19 protein-coding genes are annotated in these 22,586 nt (G+C 47.1%); 12 read left to right on the top strand and 7 right to left on the bottom strand.

All coding sequences use genetic code 11. From position 1 onward, the window contains the following. Positions 1-8 precede the first annotated feature (8 nt). From GC098_RS08065 to GC098_RS08045, 5 genes are all read left to right on the top strand, one after another. Positions 9-989, top strand: a complete 981-nt coding sequence (locus GC098_RS08065; RefSeq protein WP_171642664.1) for a substrate-binding domain-containing protein — start codon at positions 9-11, stop codon at positions 987-989. Positions 990-1,099: 110 nt separating this feature from the next. Beyond that, positions 1,100-2,173 carry a galactose ABC transporter substrate-binding protein gene (locus GC098_RS08060; protein ID WP_171642662.1) on the top strand — a complete coding sequence of 358 codons (1,074 nt, stop codon included), beginning with the start codon at positions 1,100-1,102 and terminating at the stop codon, positions 2,171-2,173. Positions 2,174-2,318: 145 nt separating this feature from the next. Next, complete coding sequence (locus GC098_RS08055; RefSeq protein ID WP_171642659.1) at positions 2,319-3,836, top strand: sugar ABC transporter ATP-binding protein; 1,518 nt, start codon at positions 2,319-2,321, stop codon at positions 3,834-3,836. Positions 3,837-3,854: 18 nt separating this feature from the next. Continuing rightward, positions 3,855-4,886 (top strand): galactose/methyl galactoside ABC transporter permease MglC, encoded by a 1,032-nt coding sequence (mglC, locus tag GC098_RS08050; RefSeq protein WP_171642657.1) that lies wholly within the window; start codon positions 3,855-3,857, stop codon positions 4,884-4,886. Positions 4,887-5,020: 134 nt separating this feature from the next. Continuing rightward, positions 5,021-6,754 carry a methyl-accepting chemotaxis protein gene (locus GC098_RS08045; RefSeq protein ID WP_171642655.1) on the top strand — a complete coding sequence of 578 codons (1,734 nt, stop codon included), beginning with the start codon at positions 5,021-5,023 and terminating at the stop codon, positions 6,752-6,754. A 1,156-nt stretch (positions 6,755-7,910) separates the two neighbouring features. Here GC098_RS08045 and GC098_RS08040 read toward each other — a convergent pair. Genes GC098_RS08040 through GC098_RS08030 form a run of 3 tightly spaced genes read right to left on the bottom strand, consistent with a single transcriptional unit; the run spans position 7,911 to position 10,206 of the window. After that, the gene (locus GC098_RS08040; protein ID WP_171642653.1) at positions 7,911-8,375 is read right to left on the bottom strand and encodes a RidA family protein; all 465 of its coding nucleotides are present in this window, start codon (positions 8,373-8,375) and stop codon (positions 7,911-7,913) included. Between the two features lie 59 nt (positions 8,376-8,434). Then, the gene (locus tag GC098_RS08035) at positions 8,435-9,541 is read right to left on the bottom strand and encodes an alanine racemase (RefSeq protein ID WP_171642699.1); all 1,107 of its coding nucleotides are present in this window, start codon (positions 9,539-9,541) and stop codon (positions 8,435-8,437) included. A gap of 5 nt (positions 9,542-9,546) precedes the next feature. Further along, positions 9,547-10,206: a helix-turn-helix transcriptional regulator gene (locus GC098_RS08030; protein WP_171642651.1), complete on the bottom strand. Its 660-nt coding sequence runs from the start codon at positions 10,204-10,206 to the stop codon at positions 9,547-9,549. Positions 10,207-10,370: 164 nt separating this feature from the next. On the opposite strand from GC098_RS08030, the gene GC098_RS08025 reads away from it, so the two are divergent. From GC098_RS08025 to GC098_RS07995, 7 genes are all read left to right on the top strand, one after another. Further along, the gene (locus GC098_RS08025; protein ID WP_171642649.1) at positions 10,371-12,167 is read left to right on the top strand and encodes a cache domain-containing sensor histidine kinase; all 1,797 of its coding nucleotides are present in this window, start codon (positions 10,371-10,373) and stop codon (positions 12,165-12,167) included. Continuing rightward, positions 12,164-13,726 carry a response regulator transcription factor gene (locus GC098_RS08020; RefSeq protein ID WP_171642647.1) on the top strand — a complete coding sequence of 521 codons (1,563 nt, stop codon included), beginning with the start codon at positions 12,164-12,166 and terminating at the stop codon, positions 13,724-13,726. Before GC098_RS08025 ends, GC098_RS08020 begins: the two co-directional genes overlap by 4 nt. Positions 13,727-13,846: 120 nt before the next feature. Further along, a complete protein-coding gene (locus tag GC098_RS08015) occupies positions 13,847-15,193 on the top strand; it encodes an extracellular solute-binding protein (RefSeq protein WP_171642644.1) in 1,347 nt (448 codons plus the stop codon). 72 nt (positions 15,194-15,265) lie between these two features. Further along, entirely contained in the window at positions 15,266-16,141 is an 876-nt protein-coding gene (locus tag GC098_RS08010; protein ID WP_171642642.1) for a carbohydrate ABC transporter permease, read from the top strand. A 46-nt stretch (positions 16,142-16,187) separates the two neighbouring features. Continuing rightward, entirely contained in the window at positions 16,188-17,042 is an 855-nt protein-coding gene (locus GC098_RS08005) for a carbohydrate ABC transporter permease (protein ID WP_376773848.1), read from the top strand. Positions 17,043-17,181: 139 nt separating this feature from the next. Continuing rightward, entirely contained in the window at positions 17,182-17,454 is a 273-nt protein-coding gene (locus GC098_RS08000) for a hypothetical protein (RefSeq protein WP_171642638.1), read from the top strand. A 242-nt stretch (positions 17,455-17,696) separates the two neighbouring features. Next, the gene (locus tag GC098_RS07995; protein WP_171642636.1) at positions 17,697-18,275 is read left to right on the top strand and encodes a GGDEF domain-containing protein; all 579 of its coding nucleotides are present in this window, start codon (positions 17,697-17,699) and stop codon (positions 18,273-18,275) included. 348 nt (positions 18,276-18,623) lie between these two features. Here GC098_RS07995 and GC098_RS07990 read toward each other — a convergent pair whose 3' ends face one another. The 4 genes from GC098_RS07990 to GC098_RS07975 form a co-directional block, all read right to left on the bottom strand. Continuing rightward, entirely contained in the window at positions 18,624-19,475 is an 852-nt protein-coding gene (locus GC098_RS07990) for an SDR family oxidoreductase (protein WP_171642697.1), read from the bottom strand. Between the two features lie 60 nt (positions 19,476-19,535). After that, positions 19,536-19,994: an acyl-CoA thioesterase gene (locus tag GC098_RS07985; RefSeq protein WP_171642634.1), complete on the bottom strand. Its 459-nt coding sequence runs from the start codon at positions 19,992-19,994 to the stop codon at positions 19,536-19,538. Between the two features lie 6 nt (positions 19,995-20,000). Continuing rightward, positions 20,001-21,620 carry a long-chain fatty acid--CoA ligase gene (locus GC098_RS07980; protein ID WP_171642632.1) on the bottom strand — a complete coding sequence of 540 codons (1,620 nt, stop codon included), beginning with the start codon at positions 21,618-21,620 and terminating at the stop codon, positions 20,001-20,003. Between the two features lie 150 nt (positions 21,621-21,770). Beyond that, positions 21,771-22,568 (bottom strand): Cof-type HAD-IIB family hydrolase, encoded by a 798-nt coding sequence (locus GC098_RS07975; RefSeq protein WP_171642630.1) that lies wholly within the window; start codon positions 22,566-22,568, stop codon positions 21,771-21,773. Positions 22,569-22,586 lie beyond the last annotated feature (18 nt).

Genomic DNA, 22,586 nt, shown 5'->3' with positions numbered 1-22,586 from the left:
GAGAAGCCATGGATAAAACAATGAAAGTGAAGCCCCTTCTATTTGCCGTCCTGGTAGCCGTCATCTCCATGTCCTCCTGTACCAAGCAAACGGAGACCATACCAACCGAGCAGAAGAAACATTTGGAGGTTGTACTGCGAAGTCAAAACGGCGATTACTGGAAAACGGTGAAGATGGGCGCCGAGGTGGCCGCGAAGGAGTTTGATGTTACGCTGGATTTCCGTGCACCAGGCGATGAAGCGGATGTAAAGGGGCAAATCGCTTTAATGGAACAATCGATCAGCAGCGGACCTGACGCCATTGTGCTGGCTCCTAACGGTTATAAGGAATTGTCTGGGATTGTGGATGATGCGTACATGCGGGGAATTCCGGTCATCACGATCGACTCCGAAGTGGAGACACGTAAAGCCAAGAGCTTTATCGGGGCTAATAATTATGAGGCCGGGCAATTGGCTGGCAAACAGCTCATCAAGCTGGCTGGGACAAGCGGTGATATTGCTATTGTTAGCTTTATGCAAGGAGAGCGCAATACAGAGCTTCGGGAACAAGGGCTTTTGGAGGAGCTATCCAAATATCCGGATGTGAAGGTAATTGAAAAGGTTTACAGTCTAACGGACTATGAGCTTGCCGCGCAGCTAACCCATAACATGATGGAGAAGCATCCCCAGTTAGACGGGATTGTTGCTCTGAATGAAATCTCGTCCATTGGCGTTGCGCATGCAATTCAAAGTATGGACCTCCAGGACAAAGTGAAAATCATCACATTTGATAGTACCTCCGAAGAGCTGGAGCTGCTGCAAGAGGGTGTCATCCAAGCGACGATTATTCAAAATCCATTCAGTATCGGATATTTGGGTGTGAAGAATGCGGTTGAGGCTTTGAATGGGAAGAAGGTTCCCAGCCGTGTGGACACAGGGATTAAAGCCATTGATCTAAATAATATGTTCTGGTCGGATAATCAGAAGCTGCTTTTCCCTTTTATAAAGTGATGAGAATTTCGATAGAACACATGAGGATATTGCATTTGTTTTGGTGCTTTGATCCCGTATAGTAGGGAATGTAAATAATAAACAACACACCTTTTAGGGAGGGTCTTACCTTGAAAAAATTGATTACTCTTGCAGTAGCAGGCGCTTTGGTTGCAACCGTAGCAGGCTGTGGCAATAAAACAGCAACACCTTCACCAGCTCCAGCAGCAACTACAGGTGCAGCAGCAACTCCAAAAGCAGCAGACACTGCTAAAAAACCAACAATTGGTGTAGCTATCTACAAATTTGACGATACATTCATGTCTGGTGTTCGTGCCGCAATCGCTGATGCTGCTAAAGATAAAGCAACCGTTGATATCGTGGACAGCCAGAACTCACAACCAACACAAAATGATAAAGTCGATCTTTTCATCACGAAAAAAGTAAACGCTCTAGCGATTAACGCAGTTGACCGTACGGCGGCAGGCGTTATCATCGATAAAGCAAAAGCGGCAAACGTTCCAGTTGTTTTCTTGAACCGTGAGCCACTTGCTGACGATATGAAGAAATGGGATAAAGTTTACTATGTAGGCGCTAAAGCAGAGCAATCCGGTACGATGGAAGGCCAACTGCTGGTTGACTACTTCAAAGCTCACCCAGAAGCGGATAAAAACAAAGACGGTAAAATCCAATACGTTATGCTGAAAGGCGAGCCAGGACATCAAGATGCTGAGCTTCGCACGAAGTTCTCCATCCAAGCGATCACAGACGCTGGTCTGGGTGTAGAAAAAGTAGCGGAAGATACAGCTATGTGGGACCGCGTTAAAGGTCAAGAAAAAATGGCAGCATTCCTAGCTTCCAGCGAAAGCAAAATCGAAGCTGTTCTTGCGAACAACGATGATATGGCTCTTGGCGCTATCGAAGCTTTGAAAGCAAAAGGCTATTTCAAAGACAATAAATTCTTGCCAGTTGTAGGTGTAGATGCTACAGCTCCTGCACTTCAAGCCCTTAGTGATGGCACATTGCTCGGAACTGTTCTGAACGATGCGAAAAACCAAGGTGCAGCAACAACGAATGTAGCAGCAGCACTTGCTAACGGTAAAACACCTAGCAAAGAAACAACAGGCTACGATGTAACTGACGGTAAATATGTATGGATTTCCTACAAAAAGATTACAAAAGCTAACATGAACGAAGCGAAGTAATCCGAATAGAAGCGGGCAAGAGCAGCGATGTATGATTACGCGGGCGCTCTTGCCTTCCTTATTTGGGAACCCATGCAAAGGTAAAGAGACAACGAAGAAAGGCTTCACTTTGTGGGGATTATCGTGAGCTGTAGGGGGAGTTACCATGACTGTAAATGACTATTTATTGGAAATGAATCAAATCTCCAAAGAATTCCCTGGCGTCAAAGCGCTGGATAACGTTACCCTCAAAGTTCGCCCGGGAAGCGTGCATGCGCTGATGGGAGAGAACGGTGCGGGCAAATCGACGCTGATGAAATGCTTGTTCGGTATTTATAAGCCGGATGGTGGAGAAATCAAATTGAATGGCGAAGTCGTTTCCATTCAAAGTTCGAAAGATGCTTTAGAGAACGGCATTTCTATGATCCATCAAGAGCTTCATCCAGTACCTCATCGTAACGTAATGGAGAATATCTGGCTTGGCAGATTTCCGCTAAAAGGGATCGGACCTTTGAAATTAGTGGATCACAAGAAGATGCGTAAAGATACAGAGAGCTTGTTCAAACAGCTCCAGATGGATATTAAGCCGGATACACTAGTAGGGACGTTATCTGTTTCTAAGGTGCAATCCATTGAAATTGCTAAGGCTGTGTCATTCAATTCGAAAGTCATTGTTATGGATGAGCCGACTTCTTCACTAACGGGTAACGAAGTTGAGCAGCTGTTTCGCATTATTCGCGACCTGAGAAGTCGTGGCGTTTCGATCATCTATATTTCACATAAAATGGAAGAAATTCTCGAAATTTCAGATGAAGTGACGATTATGCGCGACGGTACCAAGATTGGTACGTGGGCATCGTCGGAGTTAACGACCGACATGATTATTTCGAAGATGGTCGGACGAGATCTGAAGGAGCGTTTCCCTGAGCGCAGCAATGTGCCGAACGGTGTATTAATGAAAGTCGAAGGACTGACTTCTGTCATACCAAGATCATTTAAGAATGTATCCTTTGATCTTCGTAAGGGAGAGATTCTTGGAGTCGGCGGTCTTGTTGGTGCTCAGCGGACGGAGTTGATTGAAGCTTTGTTCGGGATGAGAGGTGTTGCTTCCGGCAGCATTTCCATGCATGGCAAGCAAGTGAAGCTCAAGTCGCCGATTGATGCCATTAAGCAGAAAATCGCTTTGCTCACGGAAGAGCGTCGTGTAACGGGTATTTTCCCCGTATTATCTGTTCTTGAGAACACCGTGATTGCGAATTTGGGCAGATATATGAATCCACTAGGCTTCATTAACGAAGCTAAACGTAAGGTAGAAGTCGAACGAAGTATCGAAATGCTTCGGGTGAAGACACCGAATATGCACGCGCTGATCAAGAACCTGTCAGGTGGTAATCAACAAAAGGTGCTGCTTGCCAGATGGCTGCTTACAGAACCGGACGTGCTTCTGCTTGATGAACCGACACGGGGAATTGACGTAGGTGCTAAATTCGAAATTTACTCCATCATCGCTGACCTTGCGAAGCAGGGGAAAAGTATTATCATGATCTCTTCTGAAATGCCCGAACTGTTAGGGATGTCAGACCGAATCATGGTCATGTGTGAAGGACGCCTTACAGGCATTGTAGAAGGAAATAAAGCAACTGAAGAAGAGATCATGCGCCTTGCTGCACAGCATATGGCATAATGGAGGGGGCCAAGAACCATGAGTACGAAGACAGAAACATTGAAATCCAGAGACATTAGTGGGTTCGTGACCAAATACGCAATTTACATCGTGCTAGTTGTGTTAGTTATCGGTATCGCGATCTATGATCCACGCTTTTTATCCGTAAATATCCTTCGTGATATTTTGCTGCAGTCATCCACGCGCGTCATTATCGCTTTGGGTGCGGCATTCATCTTGATCACAGGGGGAACGGACCTTTCGACCGGACGTATCGTCGGCTTGACCGCCGTTATCTCCGCTTCTATGCTGCAAACGCAGGAATATGGTCGAAGATTTTTCCCGAATTTGCCGGAGCTGCCTTTGATCGTACCGATCCTTATTGCGATTGCAGCCGGTCTATTGGTAGGTCTGATCAATGGGATCATTGTTGCAAAATTCAAGGTTCCACCGTTCATTGCAACTTTGGGTACGATGGTAGCTGTATACGGAGCTAACTCCTTATACTTTGATATGAAACCGAATCAATCACAGCCGATTGGCGGATTGAGATCAGATTTCAGTCAGCTGGGGACAGGCGCGATCGGAACCGGTTCTACTTATTCCATTCCTTACATTGTCATTATTGCCATTGTCGTATCTATCATCGTTTGGATTGTGTTCAACAAAACGAAGCTGGGGAAATATATGTACGCCATCGGCGGAAACATTCACGCAGCAGTCGTTTCAGGAATTAACGTAAACCGTTACCTCATCTACATCTATGCGATTGCTGGCGCTTTGTATGGTCTAGCAGGGGTGCTGGAAGCAGCAAGAACGGGTGGCGCAACGAATAACTACGGGAATATGTACGAGCTTGATGCGATTGCAGCTTGCGTCGTCGGTGGTGTATCCACATCCGGTGGTATTGGGACTGTACCTGGTGTTCTTGCAGGGGTTTTAATTTTCAGCGTTATCAACTATGGTTTGACGTTTATCGGAATTAGTCCTTACTGGCAGTTGATTATTAAAGGTGTCATTATCGTCGCGGCTGTTGCCTTCGATATGCGTAAATACATGAATTCCAAATAATTATATTAAACACCAAGAACGCTCCATCTCATTTGGTTATAGGTAATAATGTGAAACAGGCTGTCGCGATTTAACGACAGCCTGTTATCCTGTATAAAATGAAAGCGATTTCTGACGTCTGAGGGGGCATAATCATGGCTGTTAGTCATCATTCGGCTAGCTGGAGAGAGCGAATATTATCAGTTTCATTGAGAAGCAAAATTGTAGGCACATTTGTTATTGTTTCTTTACTTGTTGCTGTAACCAGCGGCATGTCGTATACATACTTGAATAAAGTGGATAGCTCTTATTCCAAGCTCCTGAATGATAATGTCACTATTCTTCAAAATGTTTCTGAGATCAAAGAGAAAACGCAAATACAGAACAGCATGCTGTTCGGATACGTTTTAGACCCAACGAAGGACAAAGAGAAGCTTTTGACGGAAATGAATAGAACACTTTCTTCGATCATTACTCAGATGGGAGAGGTTTCGAAGAACGAGGATGAGCAAAGTGCTATCCAATCCATGGTAGACTCGAACATGACATTTGCTCGTCTAGTGAAGAAAGTGACGGAATACGCCGACAAAGGGAATGTGGCTCTAGCCAAAGCTGAAGCGATGCAGTGGGCTATTCCGACAACGGAAACATTGACGCAGGCTGCCGCGAAGATTGAAGAGCTGGAAAGGAAAGTCCAGGAGGATGCTTCTGCCCGCAATCATGATGTGGTTGTATCGACCGTTCAAACGTTGATCTGGGTCAGTGTAGCGGCTTTTCTTTTCGCCTTAGCCATCGGCCTCTTGCTGTCCCGCATGATTGTTAACCCCATACGTTCTATGGTACAAGCAGCTGAACGAATTGCAGCATGCGATTTAACGGTTGGTGACATTAACGTCAAGAATAGGGACGAATTACGACATTTGGCTACCGCTTTTAATCAAATGAAAGCCAATCTGCATAGCTTAATTAGTCAGGTAGGAAGCAGTGCCCAGCACGTCGCTGCTGCCTCGGAAGCACTTAGCAGCAATTCTGAGCAAGTTAGCGAATCTTCGGAACGCATTACATACACAGTCCAGGACATATCGATGGGTACGGATGCGCAAGTACGCAGTGTACACTTGGGAGTCTCCATCATGGAGGAAATGTCAGCTGCCGTCATTCAGATTGCAAGCGTCACGCAGTCGGCTAACCATCAGTCTTTCCTTGCGCAGCAAGAGGCAGGGGAGGGTAATGCGGCTGTCGAGACAGCGATTAAGCAGATGAATGCTATCTATCAGAAGATGATGGAACTTGCTGAATCGGTACAGAGGCTCGGTCAACGGTCTGAACAAATCGTCAATGCGAACACGATGATTGCAGGTATTGCGCGGCAGACAAACATGCTTGCGCTCAATGCCTCCATTGAAGCGGCACGCGCCGGAGCCGCTGGTAAAGGCTTTGCGGTCGTCGCTGACGAGGTCCGCAAGTTATCTATGCAGACGGGAGCAGCGGCGGAAGAAGTTACTCTTCTTGTTTCCAGTATTCAGGATGAAACAAGAGAGGTGGTCAGTTCCACCGAGGCTGGGAGCCGAGAGGTGCAGACGGGGCTAGAGGTGGTCGGCGTAGCGCGAGATACCTTCAAGCGTATTCGCGATGCGATGGACGAAGTTGCGAGGCAGATCGAGGAAGTGGCGGGAAGTTCGGCCGCTATCTCAGAGAAAACGCGCGCAGCCGTGGATGTGATTCGCGCGATCGATGAAGTCGCCGGACAGACCGCAGCGGGAGCCAGAAATGTATCTTCCAACATCGAGGGTCAGTACGCGAGCATGGAGGAGATATTCTCCTCGGCGACAGTGCTGAACAGCATGGCAGCTGATTTGCAGACCTTAATCGGAAGATTCCGCGTGTGAGGCGTATAGCGGACTCCGAATTTCGGGGAATTCCTAGGTTTGGTAGGATGGACAAGCTAATAAACCTACTTTAGAGTGCTTTAGAGGAATGACATGCCGCTATTTTGGGAAAAGTGTGCTGCAAGTTGATTCAAACGGAACGTGAGGGCTCTATTTGAGGGAAATAAGCATTTAGGACGTGAAAACAGCGAAATAACGAATCCTCGTTCCTCTTGGCTCGTGAAAATGGGCTTTTTGCGGCAAATAAGGCATCTACGTTCCGTTTGCGGAATGATTATTAACCTAATTGTTTTATTTGTATGAAATTTGTACATCCGGAGACAAAAAAGAAGAGATAACGAATCGTTGTTCCACTTACACTGCAATTGGAACATTATTTGCGTATTTAACGTACCCATGTGCAATCGTTTAACAGAAAACAAGGACCTGAGGCAGCGCCTCAGGTCCTTGTTTTAAGCTTACCCCTTATTTATTGGGCCGCCGCGGAAACGGATGTATTCATCGCTAAAGTGCGGGGAGCGCGTGGAAGTGACTTGATAGTGAGAAAACACGCTTAAAATCGGAGGATGCGTCCGGAACCTCCGTAATGTCTGCTGAGGCGATGAAATTCATAACTAAAGTGTGGGAATGATGCTAAAGCGAATTGAGAGGTCAAAAATGTACTTTTCAGATACTCTAAGTAAAGTAGCATGTGAATCCTGAGAAGGCAGAAAAGGCTGTTTCGGAGGCCCGAATGCAGCGAAAGTGGCGCGAGACGTCTGAAAAGGACCTCTCAGCTGCTGAGAGCAGGCGAGTTAGTGGGTTTTGTGTCCTGAGAAGGCAGAAAAGGCTGTCTCGGGGGGACGAATGCAGCGAAAGTGGCGCGAGACGTCTGAAAAGGACCTCTCAGCTGCTGAGAGAAGGCAAGTTAGTAGATTTTGCGTCCTGAGAAGGCAGAAAAGGCTGTCTCGGGGGCACGTATGGAGCGAAAGTTTCTGAAGTGTTTGAAGAAGACCCCTCAACTGCTGTTTGCTTATATGCTGCTACATTAGTAATTTAAGACGTGGAGATCGCATTACAGGGACTTAATTTGTATGGGGTTATTCCCTAGCCCAGCGCAGAAAATAATATGAAAAAAACCTCCTCATGCTTGAGGAGGTTATCGTTCTTACAGTGCCTAATCAATCACTTCTACGATAAGTTCAATTTCCACCGGTGTGTGAAAAGGCAGATCGCTCGTACCAATCGCTGAGCGAGCATGTTTGCCCTTCTCACCGAACACAGCCACTAACAAATCAGAAGCGCCGTTAATGACATAGGGCTGATCGCCAAAGCCCGGAGCGCTGTTAACGAAACCGAGCATTTTTACGATTTTGACAACACGATCCAAGTCTCCAAGATAGCCCTTCATAACCGCTAAGCAATTGATAATGGTTTGACGGGCTGCCGCTTGCCCTTGCTCGATCGTTACTTCGCGGCCAAGTTTGCCTTCGTACATAAGTTCACCGTTAATACGGCAATCCTGACCGGATAAATAAATGAGATTCCCTGTTTGATTGCAAGGAATATAAGTGAAACGCGGTTCAGGGGATGGGGGAAGCGTGATGCCTAGCTCTTGTAAACGTTGTTCAATTTGGGACATAGTGTTGACCTCCAAGTCAAATGATGATTAAATCGGCAGTAATGCTGCCAGATTGTAGCTTACTCCAACATACCTCGTGCAAGCACCGGCAAGTGCTCAAACGCATCACCGCGCTGCATAATAACCTGATTGTGCAGATTGACGGTGCTGCAAATGTGATTAGGAATAATACGCAGCTTGTCGCCTACCTGTAGGTTGGCCGCTTGGGCGAGTGGCCCAAGATCAAGCATGCCATGCTCTTCGGACAAGCGAACGAGAAACGCATCTTCTAGATTCATGACGTGCCCGAAGCCCAGCAGTTGAAGCGGGTCCGTGCCTGGCTGCACATCGGTAGCGAATGTTTTGCTGCCGCCATCGATGATCGCGAGATCCGCCGACGGGCGGCTAACGACGGTGACAAGCACGCTGCCAGCGCAGTCTTCGATGCCGCAGAGGCCTAAGCGGGCTTGCATCCGATCGTAGTACACGTAGGTGCCTGGGCGGACCTCCGTCACGCCTTCTACGGCAGCGGCGGAAGCAGCCGTCGGTGTGGATCCAACGCTAACGTCCGTGATAGCGATGCCCTGCGCTCTAAGACGCTCGGCCAGCTGCACCATGAGCGTGCCTTCTTCTTGACCGGCTGCAGCCACGTCAAGAGTAGGCTTTCCTGCTAGCAGGGAGCCGCGAAACGTATAGATGCCGGTCAGCCGCAAATGCGGCATAAGGGCGATCTCCGCGGCGAGCGCGGTGGCCTGCTCGTAGAGTACGCCGGTTCTACGAAAGCCGGTGTCGATTTCTAGCCGGACTTGCAGCGAGTGGCCAAGTCGGCTAGCGCACTGCTCTAATTGCTGAGCGCCTGCCAAGCTGTCGACGCCGACGATCAGCTCGATTTGCTCGCTTAAGCGAATCGCTCTTTCAATCTTGCTTGCGGTTACAAGCGGGTAAGCGATGAAAATATTGGTAACGCCACCCGCCGCCATAACCTCTGCTTCGGACACTTTCGCTACCGTGATACCGACAGCGCCAGCCTCAATTTGTTGGAGTGCGACGGAAGGGAGCTTATGCGTCTTCGCATGCGGACGCAGCTTCACATGATGTTGGCTGATAACATCAGCCATAGCTTGAATATTTCGATCCATGCGTTCTGCGTCAATAACCAGGCAAGGTGTCTCCAAATTCTCCAACATGTTCATCATCCTTCCACACTCTCTTTCACGGCACTTTTGCCTTCTTCTAAGTGGCTATAAAGGGTATACTTTGAAATATTCAAATAGGTGCAAATCTTCTCGCCGCCTTTTTTAATCAGAAAAGCACCCTTGGCATCGAGGAGTTGAATCATGCGCATTTTGTCCTCCTTGGTCATAACCGCCACGGGTTTGCCTACTTGCTCTTGTGCTTCTTGAATAAGGGCATCAAGCAGATCGCTTACACTCGTAACGAACGATTCCTTTACTTCTGTTTGTTCCCCAGGACGTATAAGCGTCTGCAGTGTTTTCTCTGCGATCATCAGCTCCGTGATATCGTAGTTAATGCACAGCGAGCCAACGATAGTGCCTGCTTTATTTTTCATATACATCGAACTAGAGCGCAGAATGCGTCCATCTTTGGTTTGTGTTAAGTAGTTAAACTTGTTGCCGTTTACATGATTGCCCCGCAGCAGCTCCAGGCCCAGATTCGTTCCGGGATCTCCGACTTTACGACCTGTGATGTGACCATTCGCAATCGCGACGATGGAGCTGTCGTACGGACCTGTCAAGTCATGTAGCACGACTTCGCAGTTGTCTCCGAATTGAGCGGCAAGCCCTGTCACAAGATCGGTCAAAAACCCAAATTCATCTTGAATTGATTCCATGCCCTGTCATCTCCCCGTGTAAGGTTATTCTGAGAAAAATGGTAACACAAACTGGTTGAATGTCAAACAAAAAGTTTGTTGAGCTAAAAAAAAGTATGATTTTCTGACGATGCTCATGGTACTATGTAAAAAAGATCATTGTAAGACCGAAGGAGGGATCACCCATGAGACGCTGGTTTGCCAAATCCCTGAAACGTAAACTGTCATTGCTTATTTTATTCGCAGTTGTATTACCGCTGCTTTCAATGGGGATCGTTTCCTATAGCATCGCAACATCGGTGACGGAAGATAAAGCGAAGCAGGCGGGGATGAACACACTGAAGCAAATGTCGGACAAGCTTGATTTTGTCATTCAAGACGTTGAGAATATGTCGGTCTTTCTGATCGGGCAAAAGGATATTCAAACGTATCTCAATAACGAAGAAGGGGACGTCAACAGCTATTCACTTATCGTGGGCACCCTATGGAATTTATCGTATTCCAAAAAATACATCTCCAACATTACGATTACACCGAAAAATGGCAACCCTGCACTTTCTACAACGACCATAACCAATTCAGGATTATTTCCTCTCTCACAGCAATATGAATCCGTTTACAAATCAGCATCAAAATGGTGGTCTCCACTGTATGAAATTCAAACATCGGACGGACCGAAGAAGGTCATTTCACTCGTCAGACCCATTCGTGATGTCAGTACTTTCAAGACGTTAGGTACGCTTACCGTTTCGCTCGATCAGGCAGAAATCGAGCGTTATTTGACAGGTGCAGGATGGGAAAGCAGCGGGTTCGTTCTTTTGTTAGATCAGTATGATCAGATCATGTCGGGTGGCGATCCGAGTTGGTTAGCACGAACTGTCGGAGAAGTTTTTCCGAAAATGGGTGAGCTAACGGAGACAAGCGGTGTGCTCAACGTACAAAGAGACGAACAGCCACACACGGTTCTGTTTAATCCGATTCCTCGGTTAGGCTGGAAATTGGTCGGTTTCATCCCTACACAGATTTATCAAAAGCAAAATGGTTACGTGCTCACAGTGACAGCTGTTACGATTGTAATTGCCCTGCTGCTCGCTATGGGGATGGTGCTTTACTTCTTGCAATGGGTAACAAAGCCCTTGATTAAATTGACCAAGTATCTGAAGGATCTGAATCCAGATGAGACGATTCCTACCTATGAGGTGAAAAGCGTTGATGAAGTCGGACTACTTGTCCACAGCTATAACAAGCTGAGTGAACGAATAGGAAGATTGAAGGATCAAGTACAGCTGAACGAGGCGATGAAAAAGGAAGCGGATATTATGGCTCTGCAGGCGCAGATCAATCCGCACTTTCTGTATAATACACTCTCCTCCATACACTGGATTGCCTTGATGAATAAGGATCGTCAAATTGCTGAAATGGTGGGCGCGCTCAGTGATTTCTTAAGATTTAGTTTGAATAAGGGCGAGGAGTTTTGTGCCGTTCAGCAGGAAATTTCTCATGCACAGAACTATGCCTATATACAAGCTATTCGGTTTCCAGACCAGTTTGAGATTGAATTTTTTATCGATCCCGCGATGGTGCAAACCTCGATGCTGAAGCTGCTTCTACAGCCACTGATTGAGAACAGCCTTATTCATGGTATCCAGAAGAAAAAAGCGAAGGGTCACGTCTATGTGCACGGAGAACTGAAGGATAGTCAAATGAAATTCGTTGTTGAAGATACCGGAATAGGCATGGATGAGGCGAAGCAACGCGCGATTCAAGATCAGCTCGCTTTGGCCAATCGTCAACTGGGTATGCTAAGCGAAGTCGCTAAAGAAACGAAGATAGCTGTTACTAGCTACGGACTCATCAATGTTCACCGGAGATTGTTACTGCATTATGGAGCAGAATCTGGGCTTATTGTTGAGAGTACGCAGGGTGTGGGGACGAGCATTTCATTTTCAATTCCTCTTGGGATGGGAGAACTAGCGACATGAGAATCTTGATTGTAGATGATGAGGTTATTATACGAACAGGTCTTTGTACCGTAATTGATTGGAAAGAGCTCGGACTAGAACTGCTTCCGGCCGCCTCTTCAGCTGAAGAGGCTTTAGAGCGCATTCCTGAAGAGAAGCCGCATATTGTGCTGACCGATATTCGCATGTCAGGTATGGACGGTATCGAGCTTGCACGCGAGGTGAAAGCGATGCTACCGGATACGGAAATCGTTATTCTTACGGGTTACGATGACTTCAGTTATGCCCAGCAGGCACTGCGCGAAGGTGTGACCGATTACTTGCTCAAAACAAGTCGTCCGGAAGAGATTATTAAAGCTGCGCTGAAAGCGAAGCAAAACATAATGGATAAATGGGAGTCGATCAAACAGGATAATCTTCAACAGGCTGCACTGCGCAATCAGTTGTTGGAACGGGTGCTGGGTCGAGGTTTGAACGATGATAGGGAAGCTCAAGGGCAACTGCAAGTATGGTTTAGCAAGAATGGTGTAGATGTTCACCCTGAGACAGGTGAGTCTGCAGCGATGCAAGTTCTCCTGATCTCTGTGTCCGGATGGGGGGAGACGCCTGTCTTGGAGCTTCTGCAAGGAGCCGCAGAGAATATCCTTTTCGAGCTGCTACCGTGCGTCACGCTGATGAAAAAGGACCATCTGCTGCTTGTAGTGCGTCACGAAGTCGGGATGACCGATCAATCTGGGCTCACAAAGGCTCTTAAGCGCGTTACCGAAACGCTCAAATGCTCGGCTTTTGCAGCGCTTGGAACGGTAACGCAGGATTACGAAGGCCTTCGGGAATCTTATCGTGCGGCGAAAGAAGTTTTTGCTTACCAAGGGCTGCTCGGTGCACAAGGACTTTTTACGGTTGAAGATATCAGGGAGCGCAGCGGTGGTCGGACGGTTTGCACGGAGAAAGAGGAAGCGGAGCTTACGGCGATCTTGATGAGCGGCAATGCCACAGAGCTGAGGCACTGGGTGAACCAGAAGGTGCGGGCTCTGCTGGAAGATGCAGCAGCGACGCCGCTTACGGTGCAGGGTTATTTACAGTCGATGATCATAGCGGGTCATCGATGGCTTGAACGGGCCAGTTCTTCTCAAGAGGGGACTGTTCCTCTTAGCATACTGCCTACCTATGAGGGGGAAGGGCGTCCCGAAGATGAAGTCTTTAAGGTGCTTTCTGCCGTGATGACGCGTTTTCATCAAGGCTTGGATCAGAATCGCTACGCGTATATTCACAAGTCCATTGCCTATATCCGGGACAATCTGCATCAGCCGATTTCACTGCAGCAGGTGGCTGGATTCGTGCATGTGAATCCCAATCATTTTAGCGAGGTGTTCAAGCGGGAGACAGGCTGTACGTATATCGAATTCGTCACTCAGGAACGGATGAAACGCGCGGTGGAAATCCTCCAGGGCACTCAGACCAAAGTCAGCGATATTGCTAGAAGAGTGGGCTATGAAGATATCAAATACTTTACGCAGCAGTTCAAAAAGTATACGGGAAGAACGCCATCCGAATTTCGGCAAGGGAATAAAACTGAATAATGTCCCCCTCTGCGCCGAAGTTTCTCCCGTACCCCCTCCTGAATATGTCCTCTATACTAAAGTTCATAGAGAGAGCTTGAGCTTATGTATCTACGAAAACTTTTAGGAGGTCACAAACAAATGAAAAGGTCATTTATCGTTACACTGGCGGCCACGTTATCATTATCTTTATTAGCCGGTTGTGGTTCAAGTGGAACAAAAGAGGGTGCTGCGGGTACCACATCTCCCAAATCGACAGATGCAGCCAAACCAGCTGAGAAAGTGAAGTTATCGATTTGGCACAACTATACAGGCGAAGATCTTCGCGCCAAAACGATGCGTGAATATATGGAGAAGTTCAAGAAAGATCACCCGAATGTCGAGTTAGATATACAGGGAATCCCGCCCGATGGTTACCGTCCACGTTTAAAAACGGTAGCTGCCGCTAATGAAATGCCAGATCTTTTCGTGATGTGGCCAGGTGTCATGACCAAGGAATTCGTCGGTGGTGACTTGATTCAGCCGATTAATGAACTGCTGGATAGCAAAGCGGAATGGAAGAACGGTTTTATGCCAGGGTCCTTTGATGACTTCACGATCTCAGGCAAAACCTACAGCGCACCGATGGCTCTATCTCCTACTTCGATCCTTTACTATAACAAAGAAATCTTCAACAAATATAATGTACAGCCTCCTAAGACATGGGACGATCTCATGAAGCTGGTGGATACGTTCAAAAAGAATAATGTTACACCAATCGCACTTGGTAACAAAGCGGCATGGGTTGCGCAGTCCAGCATTCTCAGCTCACTTGCAGACCGTGTAACAGGTACGGAATGGTTCCTGAAAGCAGTGGATCAGAATGGCGCCAAATTTACGGATCCAGAATTCGTGCAAGCCTTGACGTATCTTCAACAGCTTGGTAAGGCTGGGGCTTTCCAAGAAGGCTTCAACAGCATTGATAACACACAAATGGAACAAATGTTCGCTCAAGGTAAAGCGGCCATGATGATCGACGGTGGTTGGGCATTACCGAACTTAGCGTCGAATACGTCCAAAGAAGCATTAGCTAACATGGCTGTTACCGTTCTACCATCCGTGCCTAACGGCAAAGGTGATCCGAACACCCTTTCAGGTGTAGTTGGAACAGGACTTGGCATGAGTAAGAAAGTTACAGGCGCTCAGAAAGCCGCAGCCTACGAACTGATCTATGCTTTGTCTGGCCCAGAAGCACAGAAAGCTATCTTGGAAAGCAACCAACTCGTTAGCTACAAAGTAGATTTGGATACAACCAAAGTATCTTCCTTGTTTGCAGAAGTGTACAAAATGATGAACACGGTCAAGAAAACGCCAGTTTACGATGGCAAGCTTAGCTCCGCTAGTGCCGATGTCGTGAACAATGGTCTTCAAGAACTTCTCATGGGTGGTAAACCTGAGGACATCGCCAAAAAAATTCAAGACGCGCAAGCTAAAGCCGTCGGCAAATAAAGTACGGCCACAGGACTCCAGCCAAAGCCCGGCTGGAGCCTTTTTTCAAAAAAGATAGCAAGGAGGGAAGTTATGACCGTATCCGCAAGAATCAGAGGATTCATTACCATAGGGCTGCTTCCGGCCTTAGTACTCTATCTGTTTTTTGTCATTGTACCGATTTTCTGGTCGGCGTACTACGGCTTTTTCGACTGGAAAGGTATCGGAGCAGCCAAATTTATCGGGTTTGACAACTACGCAGAAGTGATCCAAGATCCAATCTTCTGGAAAGCTTTTAAAAATAACATGCTTATCGTTGCAGCTTCCGTTTTCGGTCAGGTACCAATTGCTATGATTTTAGCTCTTCTGCTTATGCGCAGTACTTTATTTCAACGTGTTATTCGTGCCTCTGTCTTTATGCCCATGGTGCTGTCCTCGGTTGTCGTCGGGATCATCTGGGGATACATTTACCACCCCCAAATTGGTATTCTCAACTTCTTACTTGAGGGCGTCGGGCTTGAAAGCTGGAAGAAATCTTGGCTCTCCGATCCGAAAGTATCGATGTTCGCGCTCATGGTGCCGATCATCTGGAATTATATTGGTCCCTACATGATTATGTTCATTGCCGCTCTACAGAATATTTCACCTGAGATTGAAGATGCTGCTCAGCTGGACGGCGTGGGTCCGGTACGCAAATTGTTTGCAGTCACACTGCCCATGATATGGGATACGGTCAAAGTAGCCGTTGTGCTCTGCATCTCCGGAAGCTTGAAGGCATTCGATCTCATCTATGTCATGACGGGCGGTGGACCGGCACACTCCACGGAACTGCTTGCTTCTTATATGTACAACAGCACATTCAATGTGTATCGTTTCGGTTTTGGCAGTGCCATTTCCACGGCTATCATTATTCTTAGTTTGTTCTTAATTGTTGGCAGCCAATATCTCATGAAACGAGACTATCGTTAGGAAATAAATTCTCTCAGGAGGGACATCTATGGAGCAGGTTGTATCGATGCAGACGGGTTTTCCCGCTGGAGGTAAGAAGCAAAGAGGGTGGGCGCGCGGTGTCATCAACGTCTGTTTGACCCTGTATGCACTTGTCACGCTTTACCCGTTGATTTGGTTATTTATGAGTGCTCTAAAGTCCAATGAGGAATTTCATTCTCGACCCTTTTTACTGCCGACGGTTTGGAAATGGGACAATATCGTTCGAGCATGGAAAGTATCGGGTATGGGTCTCTCGCTCTGGAACTCTACCGTAGTGACGGTGGCCTCGCTAGTGCTGACCCTAGTCATTGGAGCACTGGCAGCCTTTGTTTTATCGCGGTTTGAATTTAAATGGAAGCCATTTTTCATGGGTTTATTTCTACTCGGAATGCTCATTCCGATCCATAGTACACTCGTACCTCTTTTTATTATTATGAAAAAAATCGGCCTTCTGAACACGTACGGTGCACTCATTTTACCTTATGTGGCCTTTGAATTGCCATTAGCCATTTTCGTCATTGCGGCCTATTTAATTACGATTCCCAAAGAAATTGAGGAAGCAGCGTTAATCGACGGCACGGGCTATTGGGGCATTTTCTTTCGGATGATGCTTCCGCTTAGCTTGCCAGCCCTCTCTACGGTTGCGATCTTAGGGTTTTTACGCTTTTGGAACGATTTTGCGTTCGCGCTAGTCTTTATCAGCAAGCCGGCGCTTAAAACAGTTCCGCTGAGTTTATCTGCTTTTGCTACGGGGTATATGACCGATTATGAATTGACGATGGCTGCACTTGCCATTGCCGTATTGCCAACCATTATCGTGTTCTTGCTGTTCCAGGAGCAGATTATGAAGGGGATGACGGCTGGTGCTGTCAAAGGATAACAATGAATAAAATAGCCATCCTTGGATTCCGAAAAGAGTCCCTAAGGGTGGCTATTTTTTTTATGTTTGTAACAATCCCTCAAGCTCGTCTTCATAGTTTGCTAACAAAATTATGCTACGATTATGGGGGGTGGATAGCATGAATGACTTATCTTTTGAAACATTACAGGATTTGATTGCCAATTTCTCTATCGTCACCGCTTATTTGTTTTTGGCCAGCCAAGTGATTTATAAGGATTGGAACTTGGGTACGCCTACTACTTTGTATACTAAACTTCACATAGGCGTTTTAACTGGCATTTTAGGTATTATACTTATGGAGTTCACGGTTAAGCTGAATGGTACGATTTTAGATTTTAGACATCTGGCGATTACGATAGCGGCGCTATCGGTGGAGTTTACGCTGCCCTAGTCACTGGGATCATGATCTCCCTTATGCGTTTATTGGCTTTCGGTACGCTAAGTCCTGCAACCATTTTCGCCGCTTCGAACACTCTTATAATTTCGATCATACTTGGGTGGATTTGTACAAGGAACCTATCCTATTGGAAAAAGTGGACGTATGCTCTATTTCTTAACAATCTCTTTACGATTATCATTTTTCATATCAATCAGGGGAGTAAGGGGACTATTCCATCCTTCATATACCTGATAATGATGACTTTAGGTGGCATTTTCACAGCTTATTTGACACAATTTCTGATTAAAGCGAAAACTCACTTCCAAATGATCGAAAAGGCAGCTACATTTGTTTTTCTGACAGAGCTCAATAACCATCGTACTTTTGATGAAGCATTCAATTCCTTACTGTTGGAAGCAAAAGACAAGAACGAAGCCTTGACTTTGATGATTATAGATATTGACCATTTTAAAAAAGTGAATGATACCTACGGTCATCCTAATGGTGATATGGTGTTAAAACAATTGGGGGAATTATTAAAAGATGCCTCACGCTCATTCGATATCGTATCACGTATAGGTGGGGAAGAGTTCGCCATCTTACTTTACGATTGTCCTCATAAACATGCTTTAACCATTGGGGAGCGAATTAGAATGGCTGTCAGAAACCAGGAATTTATGCTTAATGAGGGAAAGGCCATACAGATCACTGTATCTGTGGGCGTTGCTACGTACCCTGATACTAATGAGAATATCAAAGAAGAAGCAGATAAGGCGTTGTATAAAGCCAAATCATACGGTAGGAATTTGGTTTGCTCGAATCAATCTGCTTGAATGAATAATAAAGATCCCGACGCATCAAAGGTAAAGGTGAATTTGGAAAAGAGAACAGGGAAAAGTAAGAGTAGAGAATAGAAGTAGGGAGTAATCAGGTAAAAAGGTAGGTAACCAGGTAGGGAAATAGCGGGCGAGTTGTACATCGTACAACAATTTCCTTGATTTCACTCTAGATAAGCAGAAGGTGTTGCATAACGTGCAACAATAAAGCCTTTTTTATGCGAAAAAGCTACTTTTTGGCTAAATTTTTTGCAATATTTACGGGGGAAACGTGGATTAACTTGCGTAATGTTGTACGAAACACAACATTACGCAAGTGAGTAAGCAAATGATCCATCACACCACTCATGATTTGCCCTTGCGCGTCATCTCCGCAAGCCCAACCCACTGCTCCTCGGTCACCTCGAGCAGGTCATTGAACTGCCCGGCGCCCTGCAGCCATTCGCCGCCGTCGATCGTGACTACTTCGCCATTAATGTAGGCGGCGTAGTCCGAAATCAGATAAGCCGCGAGGTTCGCGAGCTCATCCTTCTCACCGACCCGCCGCAGCGGCACGCGGTTCAAGAGCTTCTCCGACAGCTCAGGCGTCGGAGCCAGTCGGCTCCACGCGCCGTCGGTCGGGAAGAGCCCCGGCGCGATGGCAACTTGCCGGATGCCGTGCCGCGCCCACTCGACAGCAAGCGAGCGCGTCAGCGCAAGCACGCCGGCCTTGGCCGCAGCCGACGGCACAACGAAGGCCGAGCCGGTGGAGGCGTAAGAGGTGACGATGTTCAGCATCGTACCGCCGACGCCCTGCTCGATCCATCTTTTACCCACTTCTAACGTGGTGTAGAACGTCCCGTGAAGAACGATATCCAGCACCGCATCCACCGCGCGCGGAGATAAATTTTCGGTCGGGCTGGCGAAGTTGCCGGCTGCATTATTAATCAGTACATCAATACGGCCATAGTGCTGTTCCACAGCGGCCACCATCTCGGTAATTTGAAGCGGGTCACGCACGTCACAGCTTTTGTAGAATACTTCGTTGCCTCCACTGCTCATTTCGGCAGCCGCTTTAGCGAGTACCTCCTCGCGTCGGCTGGTAATCGCTAGTTTTGCACCTAACGTCAAAAATTTCTCACCCATAGCACGGCCCAGACCCGTACCGCCACCTGTAATAAGAATGACTTTATCCTTCAGCAAGGTTGCATCGAACATATTCATCGCGCCCTTCATCATCAATTTACCCTGCTAATAATTAATGCTGTGAATGCTGCTCTATTGCTGCTGCCCTAGGAACGAAGCTTCGAATTGCTCGATACGGCTTGCTAAATCTTCTGGAAGCGGAGTGCCTTTTTGTGTATGAACATCGACATACACGCCAGTGCTGGTACCGAAGCTCACAAGCTGCTTATTCTCCCGCTTAACAATGGCATACTGAGTTTCAATTGATGAAGTGCCGATCCGGCTCACTTTCATATAAATATCGAGGTTATCGTTAAAATGTGCTTGAGATTTGTATTCGACGCTTTGGTTGACGAGAAAGAAGGTTTTATCAGCCAGATTACCATCCGAATTTGCAAAAAATAAACCCAAACCGTTCATATACTCACAGCGGGCCTGCTCCATGTAAATGACAGAAGAAAGGTGACTCAGGTGCCCGTTCGCATCCGTTTCACAGAAACGAACTTTCGTTGGTGTATAAAAGCGGAAGCCTTCTAACTCAAAATTGTTCATTGCTATCTAGTCTCCTGTAAAATAGGTTTGATACTGCTCGCGAAGCCCGCGTTTCATAAATTTACCGACCGACGATTTAGGTATTTCGTTGAGGAAAACAACATCGTCCGGAATCCACCACTTCGTGAATTTGTTTGCCAAAAAGGTGAGTAAATCTTCTTTGTTGTCATCCGTTTGTAATGCAGCGTCTTTCAGCACGACGAAGGCAAGGGGCCGTTCATCCCATTTGGGATGCGGTACGCCGATGACGCAAGCCTCGAACACATTGGGATGTGCCATTAATGCGTTTTCTAAGTCGAGAGACGAAATCCATTCCCCACCGCTTTTGACCAGATCCTTGGCCCTGTCCACCAGCTTCACAAATCCTTCACTATCAATAACCGCGATATCTCCGCTATAGAACCAACCGTCCTGGAACGATTCCTGCGTTCGGGCATCGTTATAGTATTCCGTAGCTACCCATGGCCCGCGCAGTAAGATTTCGCCCATTTCTTTACCATCCCAAGCTACCTCACCCCGAGGTCCAACGATTTTCATATCAAGCCCAGGCACAAGCAAGCCCTGAGTAGCCCTTGCATCGTACTGTTCATCGTAAGAGGCATCTTCTTGATAGCTTTTGAGGCGGGCAACGGTAACGAGAGGACACGTCTCTGTCATCCCATAGGCATGATAGAATGGCACCTTGAGCCGCTGTTCGTAGCTTTCGATCAGACTGCGCGGGGCAGCAGATCCACCACAGACCACTGCGCGAAGGGATGATAAATCTACTTGCAGTAATTCCTGCACCTTAAGTGCGGCCGTCCATACGGTAGGAACACCAGCAGCAATCGTCACTTTCTCCTCAGCGATCAAACGAAGCAGGATGTCAGGTGTCGGCGAAGGTCCCGGAAGCACTTGCTTGCTGCCGAACCAGACAGACGCGAATGGAAGTCCCCAAGCATTAACGTGAAACATCGGCACAATAGGCAGAACGGTGTCGCGTTCAGAGAGTCCTAGTGTATCCGCCAGACCAATGGAGAGGGAATGCAGGTAGATCCCGCGATGAGAATACACCACACCCTTGGGATTACCCGTTGTCGCAGATGTATAACAGATGCCTGCGGGAGCGCTTTCATTTATATCGGCAGCGTATGTATACTGAGGGTCGCCGCCCTCTATCATGTTCTCATATAAATAGACGGGATGTAAAGAAGTAGGCGGCAATTCCTTCTTATCCGTCATCAAAATATAGCCTTCTATCGTCGTAAGTTGATCCTGGATTTTCTCAATAATAGGGAGTAAAGTCTCATCGACGAAGAGAAAACGGTCTTCTGCATGATTAAGAATATACGCAATATGCTCAGCGGGGAGGCGGATGTTGACGGTATGAAGCACTGCCTCCATACAGGGGATAGCGAAATAAGCCTCTAGATGCCAGTGGTGATTCCAGGCAAAAGTAGCCACCCGATCCCCGGGCTTCACACCCAGTGCTTGCAGGGAGCTGGATAACTGCTTCGCACGTCTCCCGAAATCGGCGTACGTATACCGATGGATGCCGGTGCTTGTACGTGAAACAACCTCTTTTTTGGGGAACAAGGTTTGTGAACGTTCAAAGAGAGAGCGCAGCGTTAATGGGAAATTTCCCATGTGGAAACACCTCCGGAGATTGTCTGATTCTATTGTAATATATAATCCGGAAGGACAGGATATGTCCAAAAACCAAGCGATTGTAAATAAAAAACCGACTCCGGAGCATGTGGACCATGCAGCTGGAATCGGTTCAACGATTACGTACTCTTACGTATTCAAAATAAACTTTTCAATAACATGTCTGACGCCGTCGTCGTTATTGCTCTTCGTCACGTAGTTCGCCAGCTCTTTGAGCTGCGGCAGCGCATTGTCCATGGCGACGCCAAGTCCAGCGACTTCCAGCATTTCACGATCATTCCAAGCATCGCCCAGAGCAATAACGTCATCTAAGGAGCAGCCGATATGCTCGGCAAGGAAAGTGATCGCATGTCCTTTGGTACCTTCCTTATGCATGAATTCCAAGTAGTGCGGTTTGGACTTCGTAATGTGCATCTTGTCACCCAGCAGGGGAAGCAGCTCTTCACGCAGCTGGTCGCAAACTTCCGGTGTATCGATGATAAGCATCTTAGGTTGAGGGATATCAATCCATTGGCGCAGATCACCAATGATATAAGGCGTCTTGGAGAGACGCACGTAGGCTTTGATCTTATCGTTATCTTCACCTGCATAAAGCTCATCCCCGTGGTAAAGCTGTAAATGAAGGTTGCGCTTTTCACAGAAATCGAGCAGGAATCGGGCACTTTCAACAGGAACTGTACGCTCGTAGAGGACTTCCTCATCAATTAGATTTTTGATTAACGCGCCTTGATAGGTGATAATCGGAACATTGAGACCGATCTGGTTGGCGATCTTGGCAGCGGATGGGAAGCTTCTTCCCGTTGCAATCGTTACGGTTACCCCTTTAGCAACAGCCTGGTGCATAGCATCAATAGTCTCTTGTGAGATGGTTAGATCATCACGCAGCAGCGTATCATCTAAGTCAGCGGCAACTAGTTTGTAAGTCATGTAGTTCTCTCCGATCCG

Origin of the sequence: Paenibacillus phytorum (assembly GCF_013141715.1) — a bacterium.
GTDB classification, from domain to species: domain Bacteria; phylum Bacillota; class Bacilli; order Paenibacillales; family NBRC-103111; genus Paenibacillus_E; species Paenibacillus_E phytorum.
Note: the sequence above shows the minus strand (reverse complement) of the source record. Positions and strands in the feature narration are given on the sequence as shown.